Origin of the sequence: Shimia sp. R9_3, from assembly GCF_017743755.1 — a bacterium.
In the GTDB taxonomy this organism is placed as follows: Bacteria; Pseudomonadota; Alphaproteobacteria; order Rhodobacterales; family Rhodobacteraceae; genus Shimia.
This window is the reverse complement of the sequence record NZ_JAGHRP010000001.1, coordinates 875,720-899,142: the sequence shown is the minus strand read 5'-3', so window position 1 is coordinate 899,142 and position 23,423 is coordinate 875,720. Positions and strand designations below refer to the sequence as shown.

Below are 23,423 nucleotides of genomic sequence, written 5' to 3'. Positions count from 1 at the left end.
GCTGATCTGAACCGAAGCCTAAAGCGCACCGAGGTCGTCGGCGATCTCCTGCGCGATGGCAACGCCATCCACCCCTTCGCGCTCTGCTGACACGCGCAGCCCCAGCAGATCAGACTGATAGCGCCGCGCCAAAGCCTTGGGGTTATGCGCCGCATCAATCTCCCCGGCGGCCTGCGCCTGCGCAAACAAGGCGGCAAAGGTGGCTTCCATCTTCAACAGATGCTGGCTCGCGGTTTCAGCAAGCGGGTGGTTGTGCGCCCGCAGCTCCAGCAGCGTTTTGGATAGCATACAGGCCTTTGCCGGTGCCGCCCCATTGCCGATCGCAATCTGCGGCCAACGCTTGAGCGCCTCAAGCGGCCCGAGCTCCTGCGCCAATGCGGTCAGCCCCGCCACCCCGTCAGAGGCATATTGATTTAGGGCCAGCTCAAACAGCGCGTCCTTGGAGCCGAAAGCCGCATAAAAGCTGCCCGGCTTCATCTGAAGTTCTGCCTCCAGATCCTTGAGCGACGTGCCCGCCCAGCCGCGCTGCCAGAACAGATCACGGGCGCGGCCTATCAACTCTTGGCGGTCATAGTTTGGCTTTCGGGGCATCACGGACTCGTTACGGCTAATTCTTGAATGATTGCTCAACAATATACTTGAGTGATCACTCAATAAAGCCTAAATGAGTCTCATCGACACTGAATCACAGGAATAATCCTCATGAGCTTCCCGTCCCACGACCTCGAAACCGCCCCAGAAGCCTCCAAGCCGCTGCTGGAAAACTCCCAGAAAGCCTTTGGCCGCCTGCCCGGTCTGCACAAGGTTCTGGCAGAGAGCCCACAGGCCTATGAAGGCTACCAGCTGCTGCACAAACTCTTCACCGAGACCGATTTTGACGCCGATGAGCTGACCGTTGTGTGGCAGTCCATCAACGTAGAGCACGCCTGCCACTACTGTGTGCCAGCCCACACCGGCATCGCGAAAATGATGAAGGTGTCTGACGAGATCACCGAGGCGCTGCGCAACGAAACCCCGCTGCCTTCCGCCAAGCTGGAAGCTCTGCGCACCTTCACCGTGCAGATGGTGCGTGAGCGCGGCAACGTGTCTGAAGCCCAGATGAAAGCCTTCTTTGACGCAGGCTACGGCCACCGCGCGGTGCTGGACGTGATCCTCGGTCTGGCGCAGAAAACCATGTCCAACTACGTCAACCACGTAGCACAAACCCCGGTCGACGAAGTGTTCCACCCGCTGAAATGGGAACGCGGCAACACCCCTCTGGAGGTGTAATCCCGCCGGGCCCTTCGGGGTCAACAGAGCAAAACACGGGGCTGCGCTTGACGGCGCGGCCCCTTCACGCCTATGGCAGGCGCATGGAACACACCGTGCAAAAGCTTGAAGAACAGATTGCCCACCTGACCCGCACCATCGAGGATCTCAGCGATGTTGTGGCCCGTCAGGACAGCGAGATCGCCCTGCTCACCCGCCGTGTGCACATGCTGATGGAACGCGAGGCCAGCCGCGAAGCCGAAGGCGGCGGCGGTGTGGTGATCGGCGACGAACGCCCGCCACACTATTGACCGTCCGGTGGCTCAGCTGCGCTGAGCCTGCTTGAGGGCGCTGCCCTCGTCACATCAATGATGTGACTTCACCCGGGATATTTTTGGAATGAGAAAGCTGGCGGGTGTTTCCTCCCCCGCGGGGCTGAGATAGCCTGTGGCAATGACCACAGCTCCCCGATTCATTCACCTGCGCACCCACACGGAATACTCTCTGCTGGAAGGCGCCGTGCGCGTGAAAAAACTGCCCGCGCTTTGTGAAAAGATGGGCATGCCCGCCGTCGCCATCACCGACACCAACAGCCTGTTTGCGGCGCTGGAGTTCTCGGTCGGGGCGCAAAACGCGGGCATTCAGCCCATCGTGGGCTGTCAGGTCGATCTGCACATGCCCCACAACGACCCGACCGGTCGCACGGCCCCGCCACCCCCGGCCCCCATCGTACTGCTGAGCCAGCGCGAAGAGGGCTATGAAAACCTCATGAAGCTGTCCTCCTGCCTTTATGTGGACAAAGGCGGGCAGCTGCCGCAGGTCACCATGGAGGAGCTGGCGGAGCGCTCTGCTGGGTTGATCTGCCTCACCGGTGGGCCGGATGGCCCCATGGGCCGCATGATGCGCAACGGCCAGCACGACGCCGCCCGCGCCATGATGACCCGTTTCAAAGAGATTTTTGACGACCGGCTTTATGTGGAGCTGCAGCGTCACCCCGGCGAGCACGGCAAGCCTGAGGCCGAGCAGCTGACCGAGCGCGGCTTTATCGAGATGGCCTACGCCATGGACATCCCGCTGGTCGCCACCAACGACGTCTATTTCCCGACGACCGATATGTATGAGGCGCATGACGCGCTGATCTGTATCTCTGAGGGCACTTATGTGGACCAACAGGACGGCCGTCGCCGCCTGACCCCGCAGCATTATTTTAAGTCTCAGGAAGAGATGATCACGCTTTTTGCCGATCTCCCTGAAGCAATTGAAAACACGGTGGAAATCGCCAAACGCTGCGCTTTTGCCACCTATCTGCGTGATCCGATCCTGCCCAAATTTGCCGACGATGAGGTGGCTGAGCTGCGTCGCATCGCCAATGAAGGTCTCCAGGCCCGCCTTGCGGTGATCCCCCACGCCGTGAGTGTGGAGGAATATCAGGAACGGCTCGATTTTGAGCTGGGCATCATCGAAGGCATGGGCTTTCCCGGCTACTTCCTGATCGTTGCGGACTTTATCCAATGGGGCAAAGACCACGGCATCCCCGTAGGCCCGGGCCGGGGCTCCGGTGCGGGCAGCCTTGTGGCCTATGCGCTCACCATCACCGACCTTGACCCGCTGCGCTATTCGTTGCTGTTTGAACGCTTCCTCAACCCGGAACGGGTCTCGATGCCCGACTTTGACATCGACTTCTGCATGGACCGCCGCGAGGAGGTCATCAAATATGTGCAGCAGAAGTACGGCCGCGACAAAGTGGGGCAGATCATCACCTTTGGTGCGCTTCTGTCCAAAGCCGCCGTGCGCGACATCGGCCGTGTTCTGCAAATGCCTTACGGTCAGGTGGATCGCCTCTCCAAGCTGATCCCGGTGGAGGGCGTGAAGCCCATGTCCATCGCCGACAGCCTCAAGGAAGAGCCGCGCCTGCGCGAAGAGGCCGAAAACGAGGAGGTGGTGAACCGCCTCCTGACCTACGGCCAACAGGTTGAAGGGCTTCTGCGCAACGCCTCCACCCACGCCGCCGGTGTGGTGATTGGCGACCGTCCGCTGGATGCGCTGGTGCCGCTATATCAGGATCCGCGTTCTGACATGCCCGCCACCCAGTTCAATATGAAATGGGTCGAACAGGCGGGCCTTGTGAAGTTCGACTTCTTGGGCCTGAAAACCCTGACGGTGATCCAGAACGCAATTGAGCAAATCCACAGCTCGGGCCGCCCGCTGCATGTGGCCGCCGATGGCACCCAGCTTTATGAGCCTGCCGAGGGGGCCGAAAACCAGATCAACGCCATCCCGCTGGATGACGGGCCGACCTACAAGCTTTACTCCGACGCCAAAACCGTCGCCGTGTTCCAGGTGGAATCCACCGGCATGATGGATGCGCTCAAGCGCATGAAACCGACCTGTATCGAGGACATCGTTGCGCTTGTGGCGCTCTACCGTCCGGGTCCGATGGAAAACATCCCGGTCTATTGCGAGGTCAAAAACGGGCAGCGCGAGATCGAATCTGTCCACCCGCTGATCGACCACATCCTTGAGGAAACCCAGGGCATCATCGTTTATCAGGAACAGGTGATGCAGATCGCGCAGGTCATGGCGGGCTACTCCCTTGGCGGCGCCGACCTGCTGCGCCGCGCCATGGGTAAGAAGATCAAAGAGGCGATGGACGCCGAGCGCCCGAAATTCGAAAAAGGCGCGGCGGAAAACGGCGTTCCAGCCAAGAAAGCCTCCGAGGTTTTCGACCTTCTGGAAAAATTCGCCAACTACGGCTTTAACAAATCCCACGCGGCCGCCTATGCGGTGGTGAGCTATCAGACCGCCTGGCTCAAAGCCAACCATCCGGTTGAGTTCATGGCCGGGGTGATGAACTGCGATATCCACCTCACCGATAAGCTCGCGGTCTATTTTGAAGAGGTCAAAAAGGCCCTCAAACTGCCCTATGTGCCACCCTGCGTGAACCGCTCTGATGCCACCTTCAAAGTGGTCGACGGCGCGTTGGTCTACGCTCTTGGGGCGCTCAAAAACGTCGGTGTAGAGGCGATGAAGCTCGTCACCGAAGGCCGCAAGGTCGACGGGCAGGACAGGCCTTTTGCCACGCTGTTTGATTTTGCCCGCCGGGTCGACCTGAAGAAAGTGGGCAAACGCCCGCTGGAAATGCTTGCCCGCTCAGGCGCCTTTGATCAGCTCGATGGCAACCGCCGCCGCGTGCTGGAAAGCCTCGATGGGCTGGTGAACTATTCCGCCGCCATTCATGAGCAGAAGACCTCCAATCAGGTTTCGCTCTTTGGGGAGGCCGGAGATGACCTGCCAGAGCCGCGCCTCTCCTCCGCCGGAGACTGGCTACAGGCCGAGCGTCTGGATGAGGAAGCCAAGGCGATTGGCTTCTTCCTCTCAGGTCACCCGCTCGAAGATTACATGGCCGCGCTGAAACGCAAGCAGGTGCTCACGCTGGACGAGCTCACCGACAAGGCGCGCGGCGGGGCCTGTATCGCCAAGCTCGCCGGTCGTGTTTCCGGCCGACAGGAACGCAAATCCGCGCGCGGCAACCGCTTTGCCTTTGCCCAGCTTTCTGATCCGACCGGGGCCTATGAAGTCACGATCTTCTCCGACACGCTGGAAAAATGCCGCGAGTACCTGGAGACCGGCTCCAAGGTGGTGGTGACCGTGAAGGCGGAGATGGAAAGTGACCAGCTCAAACTGCTGGCCCAATCCATGACACCGGTGGACACGATTGTTGCGGATGCCGGAAACGCGGGCCTCAAGATATTCCTGGATGATGCCAGCGCCGTGGGGCCGGTGGCCAACATCCTGCAGGGCGCAAAGGAGAGCATGCCCAAGGCCCCCAAAGGCCCGATCATGTTCTGCCTCACCAATATGGAGCTGCCCGGCGAGGTGGAGATCGACGCGGGCGCAGGGTTCCCGGTCAATCCCCAGATCAAAAGCGCGCTGAAATCCGTCGAAGGCGTGATGGCGGTGCAGGAGGTCTAAACTCCCGCGCTGCGCTTGGGCCTGGCTCAGCTGCGCTGAGCCTGTAGAGGGCTCTGCCCTCGCCCCATCACAGATGGGGCTTCACCCGGGATATTTTCCGCAAGAGGAAGGCGCAACGCGCGCCGCCTTAAGGTTTTGCAGCCGCCTGAATTTGGCACCTACGCAATACAGCCGCGATACAGACGCAATACCGACGTCGCGATTTATGGTTAATATGGCCCAATCGCCGCGCAACACTTTGGCCATAACGCTGCGGCGATGACGCCGCGTTCAGGGGTGACAGCGCCCCCACTTTACGTTTTGGTCAACCGGAAATGAGGAGGCACCGATGGAGGCACCTGTGACTCAATATCCCCATATGCTGGCCCCGCTTGATCTGGGCTTTACCACTCTGAAAAACCGCGTCCTGATGGGCTCGATGCACACCGGTCTGGAAGAAACCAAAGACTGGAATCGGGTGGCGGAATTTTATGCTGAACGCGCCCGCGGCGGCGTTGGCCTGATCGTCACAGGCGGCATGGCCCCTTCCAAAGAGGGCGGCGTTTTCCCCGGCGCGGCAGGGCTGTTTTCAGATCAGGACATCGCCAACCACAAGGTGGTGACCGACCGTGTCCATGAGGCCGGTGGCAAGATCGCCATGCAGATCCTGCATGCCGGTCGCTATGCCTATGGCCCTGAATGTGTGTCGGCCTCCCCGATCAAATCCCCGATCTCTCCCTTCCCACCAAAGGAGCTGGACGAAGAGGGAATTGAAAAGCAAATTCAAGGCTTTATCACCGCCACTGTCCGGGCGCGTGAGGCCGGATACGACGGTGTGGAGATCATGGGCAGCGAGGGCTATTTCCTCAATCAGTTCATTGTCACCCATGTGAACAAACGCACGGACCGCTGGGGCGGGTCTTACGAAAACCGCATCCGACTGCCCATCGAAGTGGTGCGCCGCTGCCGCGAAGCTGTCGGTGAGGATTTCATCATCATCTACCGTTTGTCGATGATTGATCTGGTGCCCAATGGCTCCACCCACGAAGAAGTGGTGCAGCTGGCGCAAGAGATTGAAAAAGCAGGCGCAACCATCATCAACACCGGCATCGGCTGGCACGAAGCGCGCATCCCGACCATCGCCACCTCCGTGCCCCGCCGCGCCTTTGCATGGGTAACCAAAAAGCTGATGGGCAAGGTCGGCATCCCCGTGATCACCTCCAACCGCATCAACACGCCTGAAGTGGCCGAAGAGGTGCTGGCCGAGGGCTGCGCCGACATGATTTCCATGGCCCGCCCCTTCTTGGCGGACAGCGATTTTGTCAACAAAGCCGCCGAAGGCAAAGCCGCCCACATCGCCCCCTGCATCGGCTGCAACCAGGCGTGCCTGGATCACACATTTGGCGGCAAGCTCACATCTTGTCTTGTGAATCCAAGGGCTTGTCATGAAACCGAATTGCCGATCCTTGCTGCGGATGCGGTGAAGTCCATCGCCGTTGTTGGCGCTGGACCAGCCGGTCTGTCCGCTGCAATGACCGCTGCACAGCGCGGCCACAAGGTCACGCTGATCGACCGCGCCGACAAATTGGGCGGCCAGCTCAACGTGGCCAAACAGATCCCCGGCAAAGAGGAATTCTGGGGGTTGGTGGACTGGTATGAAACCATGATCACCGATCTCGACATCGAGGTGCGCCTGAACATCGAGGCAACCGCCAACACATTGGCAGGCTTTGACGAGGTCATCATCGCCACCGGCATCGTGCCCCGCGATCCGGGCATTCCGGGTCAAGACCGCCCCGAGGTGATGAGCTATCTCGATGTGCTGCGCGACAAAAAGCCTGTCGGCAAAAAGGTCGCCGTCATCGGCGCAGGCGGCATCGGTTTTGACGTCTCCGAATTCCTTGTCCACGAAGGGGAAAGCCTCACCGAGAATCTGCCGGAATGGATGGTGGAATGGGGTGTCTCTGATCCCGAAGAGCACCGCGGCGGCCTCGCCCCTGAAGGGGCCCAGCCCCACGCTCCGGCGCGAGAGGTCACCCTGATGCAGCGTAAGGCCAAAGCGCTTGGCAAAGGTCTTGGGAAAACAACCGGTTGGATCCATCGCGCGGCGCTTAAAATGAAGAACGTCGAGATGCTTGGTGGCGTGAACTACGAGCGGATTGACGATGACGGCCTGCACATTTCCTTTGGCGAAGCCCGCGAAAACCCTCGGGTGATCGCAGTCGACAACGTGGTGATCTGCGCCGGTCAGCTGTCTGACCGCAGCCTGGCCGATGCGCTGGAGGCCGAAGGCGTCACCTGCCACGTGATTGGCGGCGCGGATGTTGCTGCCGAGCTTGACGCAAAACGCGCGATCAACCAGGGCACACGGCTCGCTGCAAGCTTGTAAGGCCCTGATAAGAATAACAAAGGGGAGCGCCAGTCGCTCCCTTTTTTTGTCGCCCGCACAAAAGAAAAAGCCCGAGTTCACAAGGAACCCGAGCTAAGGTTGCTTTCATAGAAAGCCAGGGAAAATTACCAGTTGGCAGGGCCTTTGTCGCCAAAAGCGTGGACCAGAAAGTCAATAAACGCGCGCACCTTGGGCTGCGTAAAGCGGCCGGGCGGGTAAACGGCATAGATGCCTTGTGTCTCAATAGGCAGATCCGGAATGGCTTCCTCAACCAGCCCCTGCTCCAGCGCATCCGCATAGAGGAAATTCGGCAGATAGGCGATGCCGAGGCCAGATTGTGCCGCGTTCAGAAGGGATTGCCCGTCATTCACCGAAAGCCAACCCGCCGTGCGCACCTGCCGCTTTTCGCCAGACGGCGCGGTCAGTTTCCAAACAGCGCCATTGGCCTGGCTGGAATAATGCAACAGCTTGTGGTGGTTCAGATCGTCAATCTTCTCCGGACGGCCGTATTTCTCAAAGTAGGCCGGGCTCGCGATCATACGTTTGGTGGTCTCAGCCAATTTGCGCGCCCGCAGGGTGCTGTCTTCCAGCTCTCCAATGCGGATCGCCATATCAAAGCCTTCAGAAATCAGCTCCACATAGCGGTTGTTCAGCACCATATTCACTGTGATATCAGGGAATTCCGCCAGAAAATCGCCCAACACAGGGGAGAGGTGATTGACCCCAAAATCTGTCGCAACAGAGATCCGCAACAGCCCCGAGGGCGCCGATTGCATCGACGTCACCAGCGCATCCGCCTCGCCTGCGTCATTCAAAACCCGCCGGGCGCGGTCATAATAGGCCAGACCAATCTCCGTGGGTGAGACACGGCGGGTGGTGCGGTTCAACAGGCGCGCGCCCAGACGGGCTTCAAGGGAAGAGACGTGCTTTGACACCGCAGATTTGGAAATGCCCATCTTCTTGGCGGCATCCGTGAATCCGCCCTGATCCACAACAGTGGCAAAAGCTTCCATCTCGGTCAGGCGATCCATGCTGGTGTCCTCTAGTTACTCGCTTGAGCACCATCTATGACGCCGGAATCGGGCAGGATATGGGCAGAGGCCGGACAATATCGGGGTTTTCATGGGATCGTTTGCGGCATGGAAACAGGGAAACATTCGGTTTCCACAGCCCATAAGGCCCCAGAAACACATAAAAAACCGCTCTCAACCTATGTGAAAGACTGCCCGGACAGTTCAGGTCACAAACATCTCTATTGTGCACAGCCTCGCCAGAAAGACGGGTCGGCCCGCCGATCAGTCGCCCAGTTTGGCGTGAACCTCGTCCAGATCGATTTCCCCAATCGGCATTTTGTTGGCCGGATTCTCGAAATCATATTTGAACAGGTGGAAATCGCGTTTGTAGATTTCATAGACCAGATGCATCGACAGATCGTCGAAATAGTCCTCAACCGGATGCGCGCGCTTGGGGCCGTGGCCCTCGGATTCGTTAAAGCGCGGGATGCTCGCCAAATCCACCGCATGCGGTGTCTCGATCTGATCCAACACGCTTTGCATGCCGTCGTTGAACTGCTCGGTCCAGAAAATCTTGTCGTAGGCGCCGCCGTTCACGATGAAAGTGGAGATATGGCCTGACATGGCCGACCAGTGAATGTCCGGGTCCATCGGGCGCCGCCAGCGAATGGTGTCGCGTGCAAACAGCAGGAAGCGGCGGAAGCTCTGGATCTGGTCAAACTCCTGTTTGCCGTCATCGCCGCCCACTTCGATCCCGTATTTCTGCACCAACATCGGCACCAGATTGCCGCGATAGCGTTTGCCGTTGCGCTGAATGCCGCAGATCTTGTCAAAGAAAGACGACAGGATGCGCGTGTAAGGATTGCGCACACAGGTGAACGCATAAGAGCGGTGGTCACGTACATTGTCCGTGATCGGCTGATGGCTGCCTTCCAGCGCCCATTTGTGCATCCCGCCCTTGGCGTCATGGATATCACCGTCAAAAAACGTGCCATGATCGGAGTAATACATGATCTGCCCGATCGTCGAGCAAGCGCATTTGGGCACCACACGGTACACCACGCTCTCACTTTCCGTCATCCAGGTGCCGGGAAATCCCATTGCTCTGCCTCCGTTACCGCCGTGCTTCGCTCAAATGCCACGATCTCTGTACGTATTTTAAAATTCCAAACAAAGTCTGTTTATTCAACGCGTGTTCATCTTTAAATGGATAATTACAAGACGTCAAAGTGGGGATCAAAGAGGCTAGATGGCGAGAATTGCTTACATTCTTCTGTGCCACAAGGATCCCGAAGCCATCATCAAACAGGCGGAGCGTCTGACGGCCACGGGTGACCACATCTCCATTCACTTTGATGCGCGTGCCAAACCGGAGCACTTTCGCATGCTGCAAGAGGCGCTGGGAACCAATCCCAATGTGGCCTTTGCCGAAAAGCGGATCAAATGTGGCTGGGGCGAGTGGTCTCTGGTGGAGGCGACACTGAACGCGGTGGAAACCGCGGTCAAAAAATTCCCGCGCGCCTCGCATTTTTACATGCTGTCTGGCGACTGCATGGTGATCAAATCTTCTGAGTACATCCACAATTTCCTGGATGAGAACGATGTGGATTTCATCGAGAGCTTTGATTTCTTTGAGAGCGACTGGATCAAAACCGGCATGAAGGCCGAGCGCCTGATCTATCGCCACTGGTTCAACGAGCGCACCCAGAAACGCCGCTTTTATACGACGTTCAATCTGCAGAAAAAGCTGGGCCTGAAACGCGAAGTTCCCGCCGACATTCAGGTGATGATTGGCAGCCAATGGTGGTGTCTGCGCCGCCAGACCATCGAGGCGGTGCTGAATTTCACGCAGAAACGCCGCGATGTGATGCGCTTTTTCCGCACCACTTGGATTCCAGATGAGACGTTTTTCCAGACGCTAGTGCGCCATCTGGTGCCAACTGAGGAGATCCGCTCCCGAACGCTGACCTTCCTGATGTTCACCGACTACGGGATGCCCCTGACATTTTACAACGATCACTATGATCTGTTGATCAGTCAGGATTACCTCTTTGCGCGCAAGATCAGCCCCGAAGCCTTAGAGCTCAAGGAACGTCTGGGGCAACTTTATGCGGAGAAAGGTGTGCAGTTTCAGATTTCTGCCGAAGGCCCCAGCCTGTTCCATTTCCTCACCGGGCGCGGTCGTCAGGGCAAGCGCTTTGCCAGCCGTTTTTGGGAGACCGAAAGTACGCTGGGCCGGGACCGTGAGTTGATGCTCTTGGTGTGCAAGAAATGGCACGTCGCCAAACGCCTGCTCGACAAAATCAGCCAGACCACCAACATCCCGACCATCGCCTACCTCTTCAACGAGGAAGGCACGCCGCTCCCCGATTTGGGTGGCATTCAGTCCACTCTGGGCAAACGCACGCGCCACCGCCGCGCGTTGATGCGGATGTTGTTTGACTATTACGACACCGATCGCCTGCTGATCTGCCTCGACCCCAGCGCGCTGGATCTGATGCAGGATTTCTTCAGCGACCGCTCCACCACGCGGATGCTGGAAATCCAGTGTGACTTCACCGATCAGTACCTGACGGGCCACGCCATCCGGATTGGCCTCGCCGGAGAGCAGACCCCTCGGGAAACATTGGAACGGCTCCTGCCAACCATCAAACGGGACATCTTCAACGAAAGTGACCGCATCCGCGACGCTGGCTTTGAGAACCTCTCCCGCATGATCGAGGGCGGCACTGAGGAAACCCATGTGAAAGCCCTGACGGACTTCCTGCATGTCAACGAGGAAGCCGCCCGCGAAGTCGCCCGCACGGACTATCTGTTCAGCGACTAAGCAAGGTGCCTTTGCCCGCCGTACCGGCTCAGCGGCTGCGCGTCAGCTCAAGGAACACATCTTCAAGATCGGCCTGCTCGGTCTTCACATCCTGGATGGAAATCCCGGCAGCCCGCACCGCATTGAGCACGTCTTCGGCTGAGGTGGCATTGGCCTGATAGCTGATTGCCAAAGCGCCGTCCGCGCGCCGCTCCACCGAAAGACCTTCGGCTTCGGGCAGCGCATCAACTTCGCCTGCGGGCTGGATGACCATGCATTTCTGATCGATATGGCCCAACAGGTTGCGGGTGCTGTCCTGCGCCACCAGCTCGCCTTGGTTGATAATCGCAATCTCGTCACACATCTCTTCAGCTTCTTCGAGGTAGTGTGTGGTGAGAATGATCGTTGTGCCCTGCTCTTCGTTCAGCCGCCGCACATTGCGCCACAACATCTGGCGCAGCTCGATATCCACACCAGCGGTCGGCTCGTCCAGCACGAGCACTTGCGGCCCATGCACCAGCGCCTTGCCAAGCAACAGCCGCCGCCGCATCCCGCCCGACAGGGTGCGCGCATAGGCATCCGCCTTATCAGACAGCCCCACCATCTCCAGAATGGCATCGCTTTGCCGCTGCGCCTTTGGCACGCCATAAAGGCCCGCCTGCACCTCAAGCGCGCCGCGCGGGGTGAAGAATGGGTCAAGGTTCAGCTCTTGTGGCATCACGCCAATCGCCGCGCGGGATTGGCGCGGATTTTCATCCTGATCAAATCCCCAGATGCGCACGCTGCCAGAGGTCTTGGTCACCAGTCCTGCCATGATATTGATCATGGTCGATTTCCCGGCACCATTGGGGCCCAACAGGCCAAAAATCTTGCCCGCCGGCACCGAAAGATCGACGCCTTTGAGGGCATGTTTCTCTGGCTCGCCACGCCCCCCCCTGTAGGTCTTCTGCAGCCCGCGGATTTCAATCGCATTCTGAACCATGACCGCTCTTGCCCCTCGCTGTGCAATCCATAATATTTGCCCTATCGAAACGGGGCCGGTATCACAACCAACTCCCCGGAAATTGCCAAGTCACAGGCACATGCCTGCCCCAGCCAAAGGACGTTTGCGATGACGATTGCCGCCCCTGAAACCAAGATCGTTGACAGCTATCGCATCGCCTGTGACGGCGGCGAGGGTGCCTTGGGCCACCCCCGTGTCTGGTTGCAGATCCCAAATGAGCACGGCTGGGTCGAGTGCCCCTATTGCGACTGCAAATACATCCACAAAGACTTCGAAGACAAAGTCGCCTAAGCGATCCATCCGCGCCGAGGTGCCCTTCCGAAGCACCCATCGGCTTTACAAATGGGTCTGGGCAAACTGCCGGTCTGGGGCTTCAAGATGGGCCACAGAGTTGAACTGCGCCAGCAAAGGCTTGCCCAGAACCATCTGCCAGCGGTGCACCGAAGTGTTCTGGATCGCCAGACACATCTGCGCCCAGCCATCCACGTCAAGCGAAAGTGTCTGGCGCAGCACCGCGCCAATCAACCCACCAGACGTAACCACCAGCGCACGGCCCTCACCAGAGGCAATATCCGCCATCGCCGCTTTCACCCGCCCGTCAAAATCGGCATAGCTTTCCGGCACATCTTTAATCTCGCCCTCCTGCCAGGCGCGCAACACCCTTGGCATATGGCGCACAAAGCCTTCCCGGTCTGAAGGCACCTCCAGCCCGAACTGCTCTTCCATCAGACGGGACAGATCAAAATAGGCAAATTCATTCAGACGCGGATCTTCCACGATCTCGGCAAACTCTGCCGCGCCAAGGCTCTCCGCCGTCTCCCGATGCCGCCGCATACTGCCCACATAAACCCGCTGAAACCGCTCACCATTGCCGCGCAGATGCGCGCCAAGCCATGCGGCCTGCTGATGCCCCAAAGGCGACAGCTTATCATAGCTGTGCTCATCGCGGGCTTCGGTGTTGGCCTGTCCGTGGCGCACAAGGGTGATGTGAGGCATCTGCGACCTTTCTCAACTACAGCGGTGGCCCATGCGTAGCGAAGCGACGCGCCTTGGGAAAGCGAATTCGCCGCCACCGGCTTGCACTTCCCCTGCGGCAGGTTAGGGTTTGGCCATTCACAAGACAGGCCCATCCATGCTCAATCCCGACCGCTTCCTTCAAGACCTCCATGCCCTGCGCGCCATCGGTGCGGCGGGTGGTGGCAAAGGTGTGCAAAGGCGGGCCTTTAGTGCAGATGACATCGCCGCCCGTCAATGGCTTGCCACCCGCTTTGAAGAGGCAGGGCTGACGCCGCATTTTGACCCTGCCGGATCGGTCTGGGGAGTGGCAGAGGCACCCTCGTTGCTGCTGGGATCACACAGCGACACCCAACCCGAAGGCGGCTGGCTCGATGGCGCGCTTGGGGTCATCGCCGGTCTTGAAATCGCCCGCGCCAACAAGGAAAGCGGCGGCCCGCCCGTATCCGTTGTGTCCTTTCAGGACGAAGAAGGCCGCTTTGGTGGCACCACCGCAAGCGCGCTCTGGAGCGGCGTGACCCAGCTCGAAGAGATGGACCAAGTGACAGATGACGCGGGCATCACCTTCGCAGAGGCCCGTCAGAGCATGGCGCATCTGGATCAGGGCTGGGTGGATCCCGCACAGTTCACTGGCTTTCTGGAAATGCACATCGAGCAAGGCCCCTGGCTCGATCTCGCAGGTGAGCAAATCGGTGTTGTGACCGAGATTGTCGGCATCCGCGATCTCAAGATCACCTTTGACGGCGCACAGAACCATGCTGGCACCACCCCCATGTCCACCCGCAAAGACGCGTTTCAGATGCTTTCCGCGTTCAACCAATCGCTCAATGCGGCCCTGACCGATATCGTCACAGACACCACAGTCTGGACCATCGGCCATGTTTCCCTACATCCCAACGCCAGCTCCGTGGTGCCTGGCAGCGTGACCTTCTCCATGCAATGGCGCGACGGGTCCGAGACCCGCCTGCAAGACATGGACACACTGATCAGAAAGATCGCCAAAGACTGCGCCACCCGCCTTGGCGGACGTGTTTCTTTTGGCGGCGAATGGAGCTTGCCTCCGACACAGATGAACCCGCGCCTTAAAGCCGCGCTATCGGACGCAGCGGCCGAGCTGGCCCCAGGTGCGCATCGCCTGATGCCCTCTGGCGCGCTGCATGACGCGGCCAATGTGGCCAATATCCTGCCGGTCGGCATGCTCTTTGTACCCTCCATCAACGGCGTCAGCCACGTGTTTGAGGAAGACACCGCCGAAGCGGATCTGGTCAAAGGTCTGGAAGTGCTCGCCCGCGCGGTATCGCGCTCGGCCAACTGAAGCATTTTACCTCGACGTGAGACAAGGCGGCCCCTTCAAAAGCAGGGGTCCTTAGCTGCGCGCGTATCCCTTACGTAGGGCTTTGCGCCGGAACCCATCCGCCGCCAAAGACGCATCGCGCAGGTTGCCAAAGATGCTGATCATGGTGCGGCCTTTGCCGCCCTTCACGCCCCATTCACGCATGACAGAGACCTCTTCAAACAAGTTCATCGCGATCTCCACCCGGTAGTATCTTGGGCGGGTGCGCAGCGCTGGTTTGTACATGATGCAGATGGCCATGAAGTGATTCTATTGCAGAGAGTCAGCGGACGCAACTTCGCATCGCGCGGGTATGAAAATTTGGCGGACCAGCTCGGCCAGCCTCCAGCCGTCACTCAGTGATGTTGAGCAACACCGCTTCGACACGGCGATTGGCCTCCCGCCCCGAGTCCGTGCGATTGCTGGCAACGGGTGCCAGATATCCGGCTCCTCGGGCCTCAACCTGCTTGGATGGCACGCCATGCTGGCTGACCAAACGGTCTTTCACCGCCTGTGCCCGCTGTCGCGAGATGCGGGTGTTCACATCCAGCGCCCCCTGACTGTCCGTATGCCCGACCAGCGCGATGCGCGTCTCGGCATTTGCCTTCAGATAGGCCGCAAGCGCCTCCAGCGAGGCAAACTCCCGCTCCGCCAGCTTGGAGGCTCCCGTCTCAAAGGACAGATCATCCAGCACCACATGCCCGGTGCCTTCAATCTGCGCACTCAAATCTGACAAGGATTTTGTGGACACAGCCTCCTGGCCGTCTGGCGAAATCTCCGCCACGCCTTGAAAACCACCGCCACCTGTTGGTGCCAGAGGCTCCGGCGCCACGGTGTTTGCGGGGGATACGCTTTCAATCTGCACCATGCCAGCCTGCACGGTTTGGCTCACCAGTATCCAAACCGCCTCCAGCCCGGAGTCTGTGTCTTTGGTCCCTGAAAGAAAGAAGTAATCTGACAGATCCACAAACATCTTTGGCGGCGGCAGGACGTCGATCCCGAAACGGAAATCAAACCCGCCACAGCCATCGGCTTCACATTCAAAGACAACATCATACCCCTGCTGGCGCATCTGCGCCGCAAGCGTGGCGGTCAACATACCTGTGCCGCGAAACCCGCGCGAGATACGCCAGCTGCGCCGGGTCACATGCCCCGGCAGGCTGCGCGTCGGCATCGCACCATCGGCAAACCGCCCAACTGGCAAAGTCAAAACACCCTGAGGCTCAAACACATCGGCCATCAACTGACCTTCGCCTTCGAACTGAGGCTCAAATGCCCAGCACGCCAAAGGCGCCATGATCGCCAAGCCTATCGCCAGGGCCGTTTTCATCTTGCTAGTGCGTGATACTCTTCGTTGGGTTTCATGTTGGTCGCGGAGGCCACACGATTGGACATGTTATAGAACCCCGCCACATTGGCGATATCCCAGATTTCCTGATCGGAAAAGCCAACATCGCGCAGCTTTTGACGGTCATTTTCTTCAATTGTACTCGAAGCCACCGTCATCTTTTCAGCAAAGGCCAGCATCGCATATTGCCGCGCATCCAGATCCGCGACACGCCAGTTCATCACCATCTTTTCGCCCAGGCTCGGATCATCCGAAAGCTGGCGCACCGCGGCCCCATGCGCCACCAGACAGTAATAACACTTGTTGATCGAGCTCACGGCAACGGCAATCATCTCGCGCTCAAGCTTGCTAAGCCCGCTCTCGCCCAGCATCAGATCATTGTAGAGCGCGGTGAAAGCGTTGAGCTTCTCCACCGTGATGGCATAGGCCTTCAGAACGTTGGGCACCATGCCCAGCTTTTCCTGACAAATCTCAAAATAGCGCTGCGTCTCCGGCGGCAGCGGGTCCATCATCGGAATGTCGAGTGCGGTAGGCATCTCTGCTGTGCTCATGGTCTTTCCCCTCCCTCAAGCGTTTGTTTTCTGGCGGTAATGATACTGTCCCACAACGCGCATCCCGAGGGAAGCATAGAGGGCATTCGCCCCTTCGTTCGCTGTGGTGCAGATCACCGAAAGATGTGTGCCGCCGTGCTGCTGCACCCAAATCGCGGCGCGACGCATCAAAAACTGCGCAACGCCTTGGCGGCGTTGATGCGGCAGAATTTCAAGCGAGTGCACCATGCCGATGCCCTCATGCATGGCGAGGAAAGACGCCCCCGCAGGCTTGTCGTTCCAACGCGAAATCATCCCGGTTTTCGGGCCTTCTGCGCGGCGCATCACATCGATACGTTTGGGGCCAACCCCACCTGCGGCCCAGATCTCTTCCATGATCTTGAGCGGCTCCCAAGCGGGGATTGCTGCCGTGCGCGGCGGCTCTTCTTGCGACAGCGCCTCCACCTCGATCACATACATGGTGACCGGATCAACGACGTCATAGCCGCGCGCGGCCAGCGCCGCATCCAAGGCCTCTTCGCCCTCCCGCAGCTGAAACAACAGGCCCTGCCCGAGCGCGGTCATAGCTTCTTCCGCACGGGCAATATCACCGTCGTCATAGGGGCCCAGCGCGGTGGCCGCAGACACCCGCTTGCCCCCGCCCTTGCCTTCGCGAATGAGAAACGGCCCAACCGCAAAGCTCCGCGCTGCAGGCCAGGTGGCATCTACGACATCATAGAGCTGCCGCGCATCCGGCATCACACTCATGCGAAAAGCCCAGACAACCGCGCCATCGCCGCATCAATCCGCGCACCATCCGTGCCACGCACCACCACATTGGCCCCGTAAACGCCATTGCGCTGATAGGGATAAGAGCCAATCGACAGATCGGAAAATTCCTCGGCCAGCGCCGCCAGAGGCCCGGCGATCTCGCCTTCGCCGCGCTCAATGCGCAGGGTCTGACTCAGCAAGGGCGCGCCACCTGTGAGCTTTGGCAGAACACTGGCCACCATCGCCTGAAACACCGAGGGCACACCGGCCATCACATAGACATTTTCCACCACAAATCCCGGCGCGACCGACACCAGGTTATCGATCAGGGTCGCCCCATCGGGGATACGTGCCATGCGCTGGCGCGCCGCGTTAAACTCCTGCCCGGCATTGTCATAGTGCTTTTGCAACAGCGCCCGCGCGTCATCGCGAATGTCGATGTGCACACCAAAGGCCTCGGCCACACAATCTGCCGTGATGTCGTCATGGGTCGGACCGATCCCACCGGAGGTGAACACACTGTCATATTCGGCAGAAAGCGCGCGCACCGCGCCAATGATCTTCTCCGGCACATCCGGCACCACACGCACCTCAGCCAGCGTGATCCCCTGCTTGGTCAGCTCGCCCGCAAGATAGTGCATATTCGCATCGCGCGTTCTGCCCGAAAGGATTTCATCACCGATAACCAGCATGGCGGCAGTAGGGTTTGTCATGATCTCATTCCTTGTCAGCAGCTTAGTGCAGGTATAGGCCTGTCACATGCGCTTTCAAACCCCTCTTATCCCCGCCACGCTGATCCGCCGATACAAACGCTTTCTTGCCGATGCGGTGCTGGAAAATGGCACAGAGGTGACCGCCCATTGCGCCAATCCCGGCTCGATGATGGGGCTGGCGGAACCGGGCATGAAAATCTGGCTTGAGCCCAATGATGACCCGAAGAAAAAGCTCAAATACGGCTGGCGCTTGGTGGAGCATGAGAGCGGCGATTTCACCGGTGTGGACACTTCTGTGCCCAACCGCGCGTTAAAAACCGCGCTGTTGGCGGGCGAAATCCCCGAGTACGCCAGCTACGACATGATCCGCCCGGAGGTGAAATACGGCCAAAACAGCCGGATTGATTTCCTGCTGTCCGGTGACGGTCGCCCTGACCTCTATCTGGAGGTCAAATCCGTCACCCTGTCGCGCCAGCCCGGTGTGGCCGAGTTTCCTGACAGCGTGACCGCGCGCGGGGCCAAACATCTGCAAGAGCTGATCGAGATGCGCGCGCAGGGCCATGACGCCGCGATGTTCTATCTGGTGCAGCGCACCGATGCCGAGCAGGTGACACTGGCCCATGACATCGACCCCACCTATGCCGCCACCTTCGTCAAAGCGCAGGCCGCAGGCGTGCAGGTGATCGCCTATCGCTGTGAGATCACGCCTGCGCAGATCACCATCGGCAAACGCCTGCCTTTTCACCTCCCCGAAACCCTTTCTGACGCATAGCATAAGCCCCCTCTGGCGCTTTGAGGCATTTGCCCTTACATAGCGTCGGACCCTAGGTGATGGAGCAGTTCAGATGATCGGCAAAGGCCGCCAAACCCGCGATGGCATTCGCATCTACGCCCCAGGCGACCATGCAGGCATGCACAAAGCAGGCGCGCTTGCCTCGCAGATCCTTGATGAGATCGCAGAGCATGTGTTCCCCGGCCAGACCACGGCCGAGCTGGACCGCCTGATTGAGTCCAAAGTCGTCGCGGCTGGCGCTGAATCCGCCACCATCGGCTATCGCGGCTACCAGCACGCCAGCTGTATCAGCGTGAACCACGTTGTCTGCCACGGCATCCCCGGCAGCCCGATCCCCAAGTGGAACAAAGAGACCAGCGCCCGCAAGGAAGACCCGATGCGCGCCGATGACAAACTGCAGGATGGCGACATTCTCAACATCGACGTGACCGTGATCGTGGACGGCTGGTTTGGCGACACCAGCCGCATGTATGTGGCGGGCAAACCCAAGGCTTTTGCCAAAAAGCTCATTCAGGTCACCCATGACGCGCTGATGCTGGGCATCGAAGCCGTCAAACCCGGCAACACCTTTGGTGACATCGGCAACGCCATTCAGACCTATGTGGAGCGCCAGCGCATGTCTGTGGTGCGCGATTTCTGCGGCCACGGGCTTGGCCTCGTATTCCACGCCCCGCCCAACGTTCTGCACTATGGCCGCGCAGGCACTGGCCCAGTGCTCGAAGAAGGCATGTTCTTCACCATCGAGCCAATGGTGAACTTGGGCCGCCCCGAAACAAAAGTGCTCGAAGATGACTGGACAGCGGTAACACGCGACAAATCGCTCTCCGCGCAGTTTGAGCACTCTATCGGTGTGACCGCGGACGGCGCAGACATCTTCACGCTCTCCAAAGCCGGTCTCTTCCACCCCACCTGGGGCTAAGACATAAGCGCTGCCTGCCCCACGCAGTCCTAAGCTTTAAGCTGCCGCCAGCACCCTGCGCCAACGTGGATACGAGAAAGGCCGCCCAAACTGGGCGGCCTTCAACCATTAGAAACAGTCTGTAGAGTTAGGCGCGGACGCGCTTTACTGCTTTGCCGTTCTTCCAGAAGCGATAGATCACGCGCAGGGCAGGCCAGATGCCGTCGGCTTTGGTTTGCACCTTCTTGCCTTGCGAAATACGCTCGATCTGCATCGTGTACCAGCTGATTTCCATGATCGCCATCGCGTCGATCTTCTTCAGCCCCGAGCGGATCGGTGCCACTGGAGACACGTGCTTGTTGTTCTGCATCACGTGCTTGCCAAACTTCGGATCCACCGCAAACGGACGGGCCACACCAGCCATATCCATTGCACCGGTTCCCAGCGCTTCGCTCATGCCTTCAGATGAGCGGAAGCCACCGGTCACCACCAACGGCGTGGAAATCTGGCTTTTCACCTTTTCAGCATACTCAAGGAAATAGGCCTCACGCTTCAGCGTGCTTTCCTTTTTCGCTTCTTGCTTACCTTTACGGTTCACCGGGTTTTCCCAGCTGCCGCCGGAAATCTCGATCAGGTCGATGCCCAGCTTGTCCAGACGCTTTGCCACCTCGATGGAATCTTCCTCGGTGAAGCCACCCTTCTGGAAGTCAGAGGAGTTGATCTTGATGCCGACGTTGAAACCAGGGCCGGTGCGGGCACGGGTGCGGTTGTAGATCTCTTCCACAAAGCGGAAGCGGTTTTCAAAGCTGCCGCCCCATTTGTCTTCGCGACGGTTGTGGTGCGGAGACAGGAACTGACCAATCAGATAGCCGTGCGCGCCGTGCAGCTGAACACCGGTGAAGCCCGCTTCTTCCAGACGCGCCGCCGCTTCGGCAAAGCTGTCGATGATGCCTTCGATCTCTGCGTCGGTCAGCTCGCGTGGCGGAGCAAACATGTCGTTGGGGATAGGCACAACAGACGGCGCCAGCGGAGCATCATTCACCATTTTTGGCGATTGCTTGCCCGGGTGGTTCAGCTGTGGCCAGATGTGAGTGTTGGTGCGTTTGCCGGTGGCTGCCCACTTGCGCAGCAAATCCATGTTGGTGTCCAGCAGCGCGTCCACAACAAGCGGCTCGTTCATGTGCTTGCCGTCTACCATCATGTTGCCGGTGATCAGCAGGCTCGCGCCGCTGTCCGCCCATGCTTCATAGAGCGACACATGCGCGTCCGTTACCTTGCCGTCCGGCGTTGCCAGCGCTTCATTCATCGAAGCCTTGCAAATCCGGTTGCGCAGAACCGTACCCGATTTCAGCGTCAGAGAATCTCCAAGCGTTGCCATGTCTGTGTTTCCTTGATGTCTGTACAGGCCGGCATGCCCTGTCGCATGCGGCCAGTTTCCATTGTAGTCTTTACGCCGTGCCCACGCCCATTGCAGCGTGAACGGCGTTCTTGCGTTCGAGCCAGCCCGCTTCTTCGCCGGGTGGTGGCAAAACCATGCCCCCTTCAACAACCCAATGCGGCTCGATGCCGATCAGCGTGACGAGAACTTTCGAGAGATCCAGCTTGGCCGCTTCCGCGATCCGCTGGTGCATTTGTTGGTTGAGCTGCTCATAAAGACCGGCGGTGCGGTCTCCTCCGGTGCGGACGTTCCCGTTCACACCCAGAATGGTTCCGCGGCGCATGCTGTAACCGGTCATGAAAACCACATTCACAAATTCGGTTGGCGCGCCGGTCAAGCCACAGTGCACATCCGTGATCACCTGTGCGATGTCAAAACGTGTCTGCTCGGCAAACGGCTTCTTGGAAGCCAGAGTATAAAGCGGCATGAGTCTCCTCCCTCACTGGTTAAATCGGGTAATCAGCACTCCATACCGTGCCTTGGATATAAAGATGCGTGTTAAAAGCTTGGCCAGATAGCTGATGCGCCCCCATGTGGAGAACCGCGTCAGGTTGCCTTTCAGAATGTCCGTGTAGCGCGATTGGTCAAAGGCTCCGACGGCCACCTGATCCGGGTGCTGCCCGGTTACGGCACGCCAGCTCTTTTCCACCTCCAGCATGAAGGCTTCACGCTTCTGGGTTTCCAGCCCGTCCGGCACTTCCATGGTCACTGTAGAGGACCGAGACCACTTCCGATCGGTGATCGTGTGCTGCTTGGCCGCAATGTTCCAAATGATGGTCAGTTTGTCGTCGCAGATGTGTTCCGCGTAAAGTTTACGCAAAACCTCTTCCAACGCCTTGATCTGCTCGAGCGAAATTTGACCTTCTTGAATGGCAATAAGTGATCGCATATGTACCTCCCGATCACATCACAATAGACGACCGCCAAGGAAAGCCGATGACGTTTGGGGACATCATTTTGACATTTCCGGCCACGTGATTTAGCGTCTGATCATGTTAGATATGTCACTAAAACGCCCCGCAGGCAGCATCCGCATCCTGTGCGAAGCAGCGCCAAATTATGGCGTCAGCTCAGAGCAATGCCTGCAAGGAACGGGCTTGGTCACATTCGACCTCTACAACAACGACACCCAAGTGACGATCGCCCAAGAGGTTGCTGTGATTGGCAACTTTCTAAAACACACCACAAACCGGCCGGGTTTGGGTGTGGAAATCGGGCGTCTCTATCGCCCCGAGGTGTTCGGGATCTGGGGCTACGCTATTGTCAGCAGCCCGTCCCTGCGCGCTGGCCTGAAAACCGCCGTGGATTTTGCCAACCTGTCCTTTCTGATCGCCCAGTTCAAACTGGAGCGCGCCGAAAACAGCACTTTGCTGATCTATGACACCGATGGCTTGCCGCCCAGCGTCAAAACCTTTGTGCTGGAACGCCACCTGACGGTGTTCACAAATTTCACCTCAGAAGTGCTGCCAAAACTGTCGCTCGCGCAGATGACGGTGGAATCCACGCTCAATGCGCCGGAAAACGCAGCAGCGATACAGAAGCTACTTGGCCTGAAGGTCATCGTAAACAGCGACCGCAACGCCATCGTGGTGCCCGATCACCTGATGGACACGCCCCTGCCGCGCCATGACCCCGCGACCATGGAGCAATGCCTCCAGCAATGCCGCAGCCTGCTCAACCTCACTGAGACCGCCCCCAACGACATGCGCTCCAAAGTGCGTGAGGCCATTCTGCTCGACATGAACAACGAGCCGACAATCGCCTCCATCTCGGCCAAACTGGGGGTGAGCGAACGCACCCTGCGCCGCCGCCTGTCCGCAGAAGGCGCGTCTTTCCGGCAGATCTTCATTGAGGCTCGTCTGGCGATCGGACACGAGCTGCTCAGCACCGCTGGCTTGGATGTCACCACCGTTGCGTGGCGCACCGGCTACTCCGAATCTTCAAGCTTTGTGCGCGCCTTTACCAAGCAATACGGCTACAGCCCCGGCAGCTTGAAACAAAGTGCCTGAACATTTCCGCCAATAGGGCGCACATATTGCCGCCACGTCAGGCAGACAGCCCTCAAGCCTGACACTGCAACAGATCGCACATCACAGGGTTGAAGCCCAAGGGCCCAGCATGCCTGTTTCACAGCCTCTTTTGAGCCAATGACGCAAACCCAAACAGCGTTTTTGT

At 59.0% G+C, this 23,423-nt stretch carries 23 protein-coding genes; 10 read left to right on the top strand and 13 right to left on the bottom strand.

The genetic code is table 11. The features are described from left to right. Window positions 1-18 precede the first annotated feature (18 nt). Window positions 19-591 (bottom strand): TetR/AcrR family transcriptional regulator, encoded by a 573-nt coding sequence (locus tag J7412_RS04220; protein ID WP_209077353.1) that lies wholly within the window; start codon window positions 589-591, stop codon window positions 19-21. Between the two features lie 111 nt (window positions 592-702). On the opposite strand from J7412_RS04220, the gene J7412_RS04215 reads away from it, so the two are divergent. The 4 genes from J7412_RS04215 (at window position 703) to J7412_RS04200 (ending at window position 7,588) form a co-directional block, all read left to right on the top strand. Further along, window positions 703-1,269, top strand: a complete 567-nt coding sequence (locus tag J7412_RS04215) for a carboxymuconolactone decarboxylase family protein (protein ID WP_209059951.1) — start codon at window positions 703-705, stop codon at window positions 1,267-1,269. A gap of 95 nt (window positions 1,270-1,364) precedes the next feature. Then, the gene (locus J7412_RS04210; RefSeq protein ID WP_209077555.1) at window positions 1,365-1,559 is read left to right on the top strand and encodes a SlyX family protein; all 195 of its coding nucleotides are present in this window, start codon (window positions 1,365-1,367) and stop codon (window positions 1,557-1,559) included. Between the two features lie 142 nt (window positions 1,560-1,701). Next, on the top strand, window positions 1,702-5,220 hold the full coding sequence (gene dnaE, locus J7412_RS04205) for a DNA polymerase III subunit alpha (protein ID WP_209077351.1): 3,519 nt from the start codon (window positions 1,702-1,704) through the stop codon (window positions 5,218-5,220). Window positions 5,221-5,560: 340 nt separating this feature from the next. Continuing rightward, window positions 5,561-7,588: an NADPH-dependent 2,4-dienoyl-CoA reductase gene (locus tag J7412_RS04200; RefSeq protein ID WP_348540459.1), complete on the top strand. Its 2,028-nt coding sequence runs from the start codon at window positions 5,561-5,563 to the stop codon at window positions 7,586-7,588. A gap of 125 nt (window positions 7,589-7,713) precedes the next feature. On the opposite strand, the gene J7412_RS04195 is transcribed toward J7412_RS04200, so the two are convergent. Next, window positions 7,714-8,619: a LysR family transcriptional regulator gene (locus tag J7412_RS04195; protein ID WP_209077347.1), complete on the bottom strand. Its 906-nt coding sequence runs from the start codon at window positions 8,617-8,619 to the stop codon at window positions 7,714-7,716. Between the two features lie 264 nt (window positions 8,620-8,883). After that, the gene (locus J7412_RS04190) at window positions 8,884-9,702 is read right to left on the bottom strand and encodes a sulfotransferase family protein (protein WP_209059930.1); all 819 of its coding nucleotides are present in this window, start codon (window positions 9,700-9,702) and stop codon (window positions 8,884-8,886) included. A gap of 148 nt (window positions 9,703-9,850) precedes the next feature. Here J7412_RS04190 and J7412_RS04185 point away from each other — a divergent pair, with 148 nt between their 5' ends. Then, window positions 9,851-11,428: a DUF5928 domain-containing protein gene (locus J7412_RS04185; RefSeq protein ID WP_209077345.1), complete on the top strand. Its 1,578-nt coding sequence runs from the start codon at window positions 9,851-9,853 to the stop codon at window positions 11,426-11,428. A 28-nt stretch (window positions 11,429-11,456) separates the two neighbouring features. Here J7412_RS04185 and J7412_RS04180 read toward each other — a convergent pair whose 3' ends face one another. After that, on the bottom strand, window positions 11,457-12,389 hold the full coding sequence (locus J7412_RS04180; RefSeq protein ID WP_209077343.1) for an ABC transporter ATP-binding protein: 933 nt from the start codon (window positions 12,387-12,389) through the stop codon (window positions 11,457-11,459). Window positions 12,390-12,518: 129 nt separating this feature from the next. Here J7412_RS04180 and J7412_RS04175 point away from each other — a divergent pair, with 129 nt between their 5' ends. Continuing rightward, entirely contained in the window at window positions 12,519-12,701 is a 183-nt protein-coding gene (locus J7412_RS04175; protein ID WP_209059921.1) for a zinc-finger domain-containing protein, read from the top strand. A gap of 45 nt (window positions 12,702-12,746) precedes the next feature. Here the strand turns inward: J7412_RS04175 and J7412_RS04170 are convergent, their stop codons facing one another. Beyond that, window positions 12,747-13,406 carry a histidine phosphatase family protein gene (locus tag J7412_RS04170; protein ID WP_209077341.1) on the bottom strand — a complete coding sequence of 220 codons (660 nt, stop codon included), beginning with the start codon at window positions 13,404-13,406 and terminating at the stop codon, window positions 12,747-12,749. 136 nt (window positions 13,407-13,542) lie between these two features. On the opposite strand from J7412_RS04170, the gene J7412_RS04165 reads away from it, so the two are divergent. Next, window positions 13,543-14,739, top strand: a complete 1,197-nt coding sequence (locus J7412_RS04165; protein WP_209077340.1) for a hydantoinase/carbamoylase family amidase — start codon at window positions 13,543-13,545, stop codon at window positions 14,737-14,739. 51 nt (window positions 14,740-14,790) lie between these two features. Here the strand turns inward: J7412_RS04165 and J7412_RS04160 are convergent, their stop codons facing one another. The 5 genes from J7412_RS04160 to J7412_RS04140 form a co-directional block, all read right to left on the bottom strand. Then, the gene (locus J7412_RS04160) at window positions 14,791-15,018 is read right to left on the bottom strand and encodes a WGR domain-containing protein (RefSeq protein ID WP_209059910.1); all 228 of its coding nucleotides are present in this window, start codon (window positions 15,016-15,018) and stop codon (window positions 14,791-14,793) included. Window positions 15,019-15,109: 91 nt separating this feature from the next. Further along, window positions 15,110-16,087, bottom strand: coding sequence for an OmpA family protein (locus J7412_RS04155; RefSeq protein WP_209077338.1), 978 nt, complete (start codon window positions 16,085-16,087; stop codon window positions 15,110-15,112). Further along, complete coding sequence (locus J7412_RS04150) at window positions 16,084-16,656, bottom strand: peroxidase-related enzyme (protein ID WP_209077336.1); 573 nt, start codon at window positions 16,654-16,656, stop codon at window positions 16,084-16,086. Before J7412_RS04150 ends, J7412_RS04155 begins: the two co-directional genes overlap by 4 nt. A gap of 15 nt (window positions 16,657-16,671) precedes the next feature. Continuing rightward, complete coding sequence (locus J7412_RS04145; protein WP_247743736.1) at window positions 16,672-17,403, bottom strand: GNAT family N-acetyltransferase; 732 nt, start codon at window positions 17,401-17,403, stop codon at window positions 16,672-16,674. Continuing rightward, window positions 17,400-18,119, bottom strand: coding sequence for a molybdopterin-binding protein (locus J7412_RS04140; RefSeq protein WP_209077334.1), 720 nt, complete (start codon window positions 18,117-18,119; stop codon window positions 17,400-17,402). The genes J7412_RS04145 and J7412_RS04140 overlap by 4 nt, the downstream gene beginning before the upstream one ends. A 46-nt stretch (window positions 18,120-18,165) precedes the next feature. Between J7412_RS04140 and sfsA the strand changes: the two genes are divergently transcribed. Together sfsA and map are read left to right on the top strand one after the other, a co-directional pair. Further along, window positions 18,166-18,891, top strand: coding sequence for a DNA/RNA nuclease SfsA (gene sfsA, locus J7412_RS04135; protein WP_209077332.1), 726 nt, complete (start codon window positions 18,166-18,168; stop codon window positions 18,889-18,891). 73 nt (window positions 18,892-18,964) lie between these two features. Further along, window positions 18,965-19,831 carry a type I methionyl aminopeptidase gene (gene map / locus J7412_RS04130; protein ID WP_209077329.1) on the top strand — a complete coding sequence of 289 codons (867 nt, stop codon included), beginning with the start codon at window positions 18,965-18,967 and terminating at the stop codon, window positions 19,829-19,831. 127 nt (window positions 19,832-19,958) lie between these two features. Here map and J7412_RS04125 read toward each other — a convergent pair whose 3' ends face one another. From J7412_RS04125 to J7412_RS04115, 3 genes are all read right to left on the bottom strand, one after another. After that, window positions 19,959-21,188: an NADH:flavin oxidoreductase/NADH oxidase family protein gene (locus J7412_RS04125; protein WP_209077327.1), complete on the bottom strand. Its 1,230-nt coding sequence runs from the start codon at window positions 21,186-21,188 to the stop codon at window positions 19,959-19,961. Window positions 21,189-21,258: 70 nt separating this feature from the next. Next, window positions 21,259-21,675, bottom strand: coding sequence for a hypothetical protein (locus J7412_RS04120; RefSeq protein WP_209077325.1), 417 nt, complete (start codon window positions 21,673-21,675; stop codon window positions 21,259-21,261). A gap of 12 nt (window positions 21,676-21,687) precedes the next feature. Then, window positions 21,688-22,137, bottom strand: coding sequence for a hypothetical protein (locus tag J7412_RS04115; protein ID WP_209077323.1), 450 nt, complete (start codon window positions 22,135-22,137; stop codon window positions 21,688-21,690). 112 nt (window positions 22,138-22,249) lie between these two features. On the opposite strand from J7412_RS04115, the gene J7412_RS04110 reads away from it, so the two are divergent. Further along, window positions 22,250-23,257, top strand: coding sequence for an AraC family transcriptional regulator (locus J7412_RS04110; RefSeq protein ID WP_209059870.1), 1,008 nt, complete (start codon window positions 22,250-22,252; stop codon window positions 23,255-23,257). Window positions 23,258-23,423: the final 166 nt, after the last annotated feature.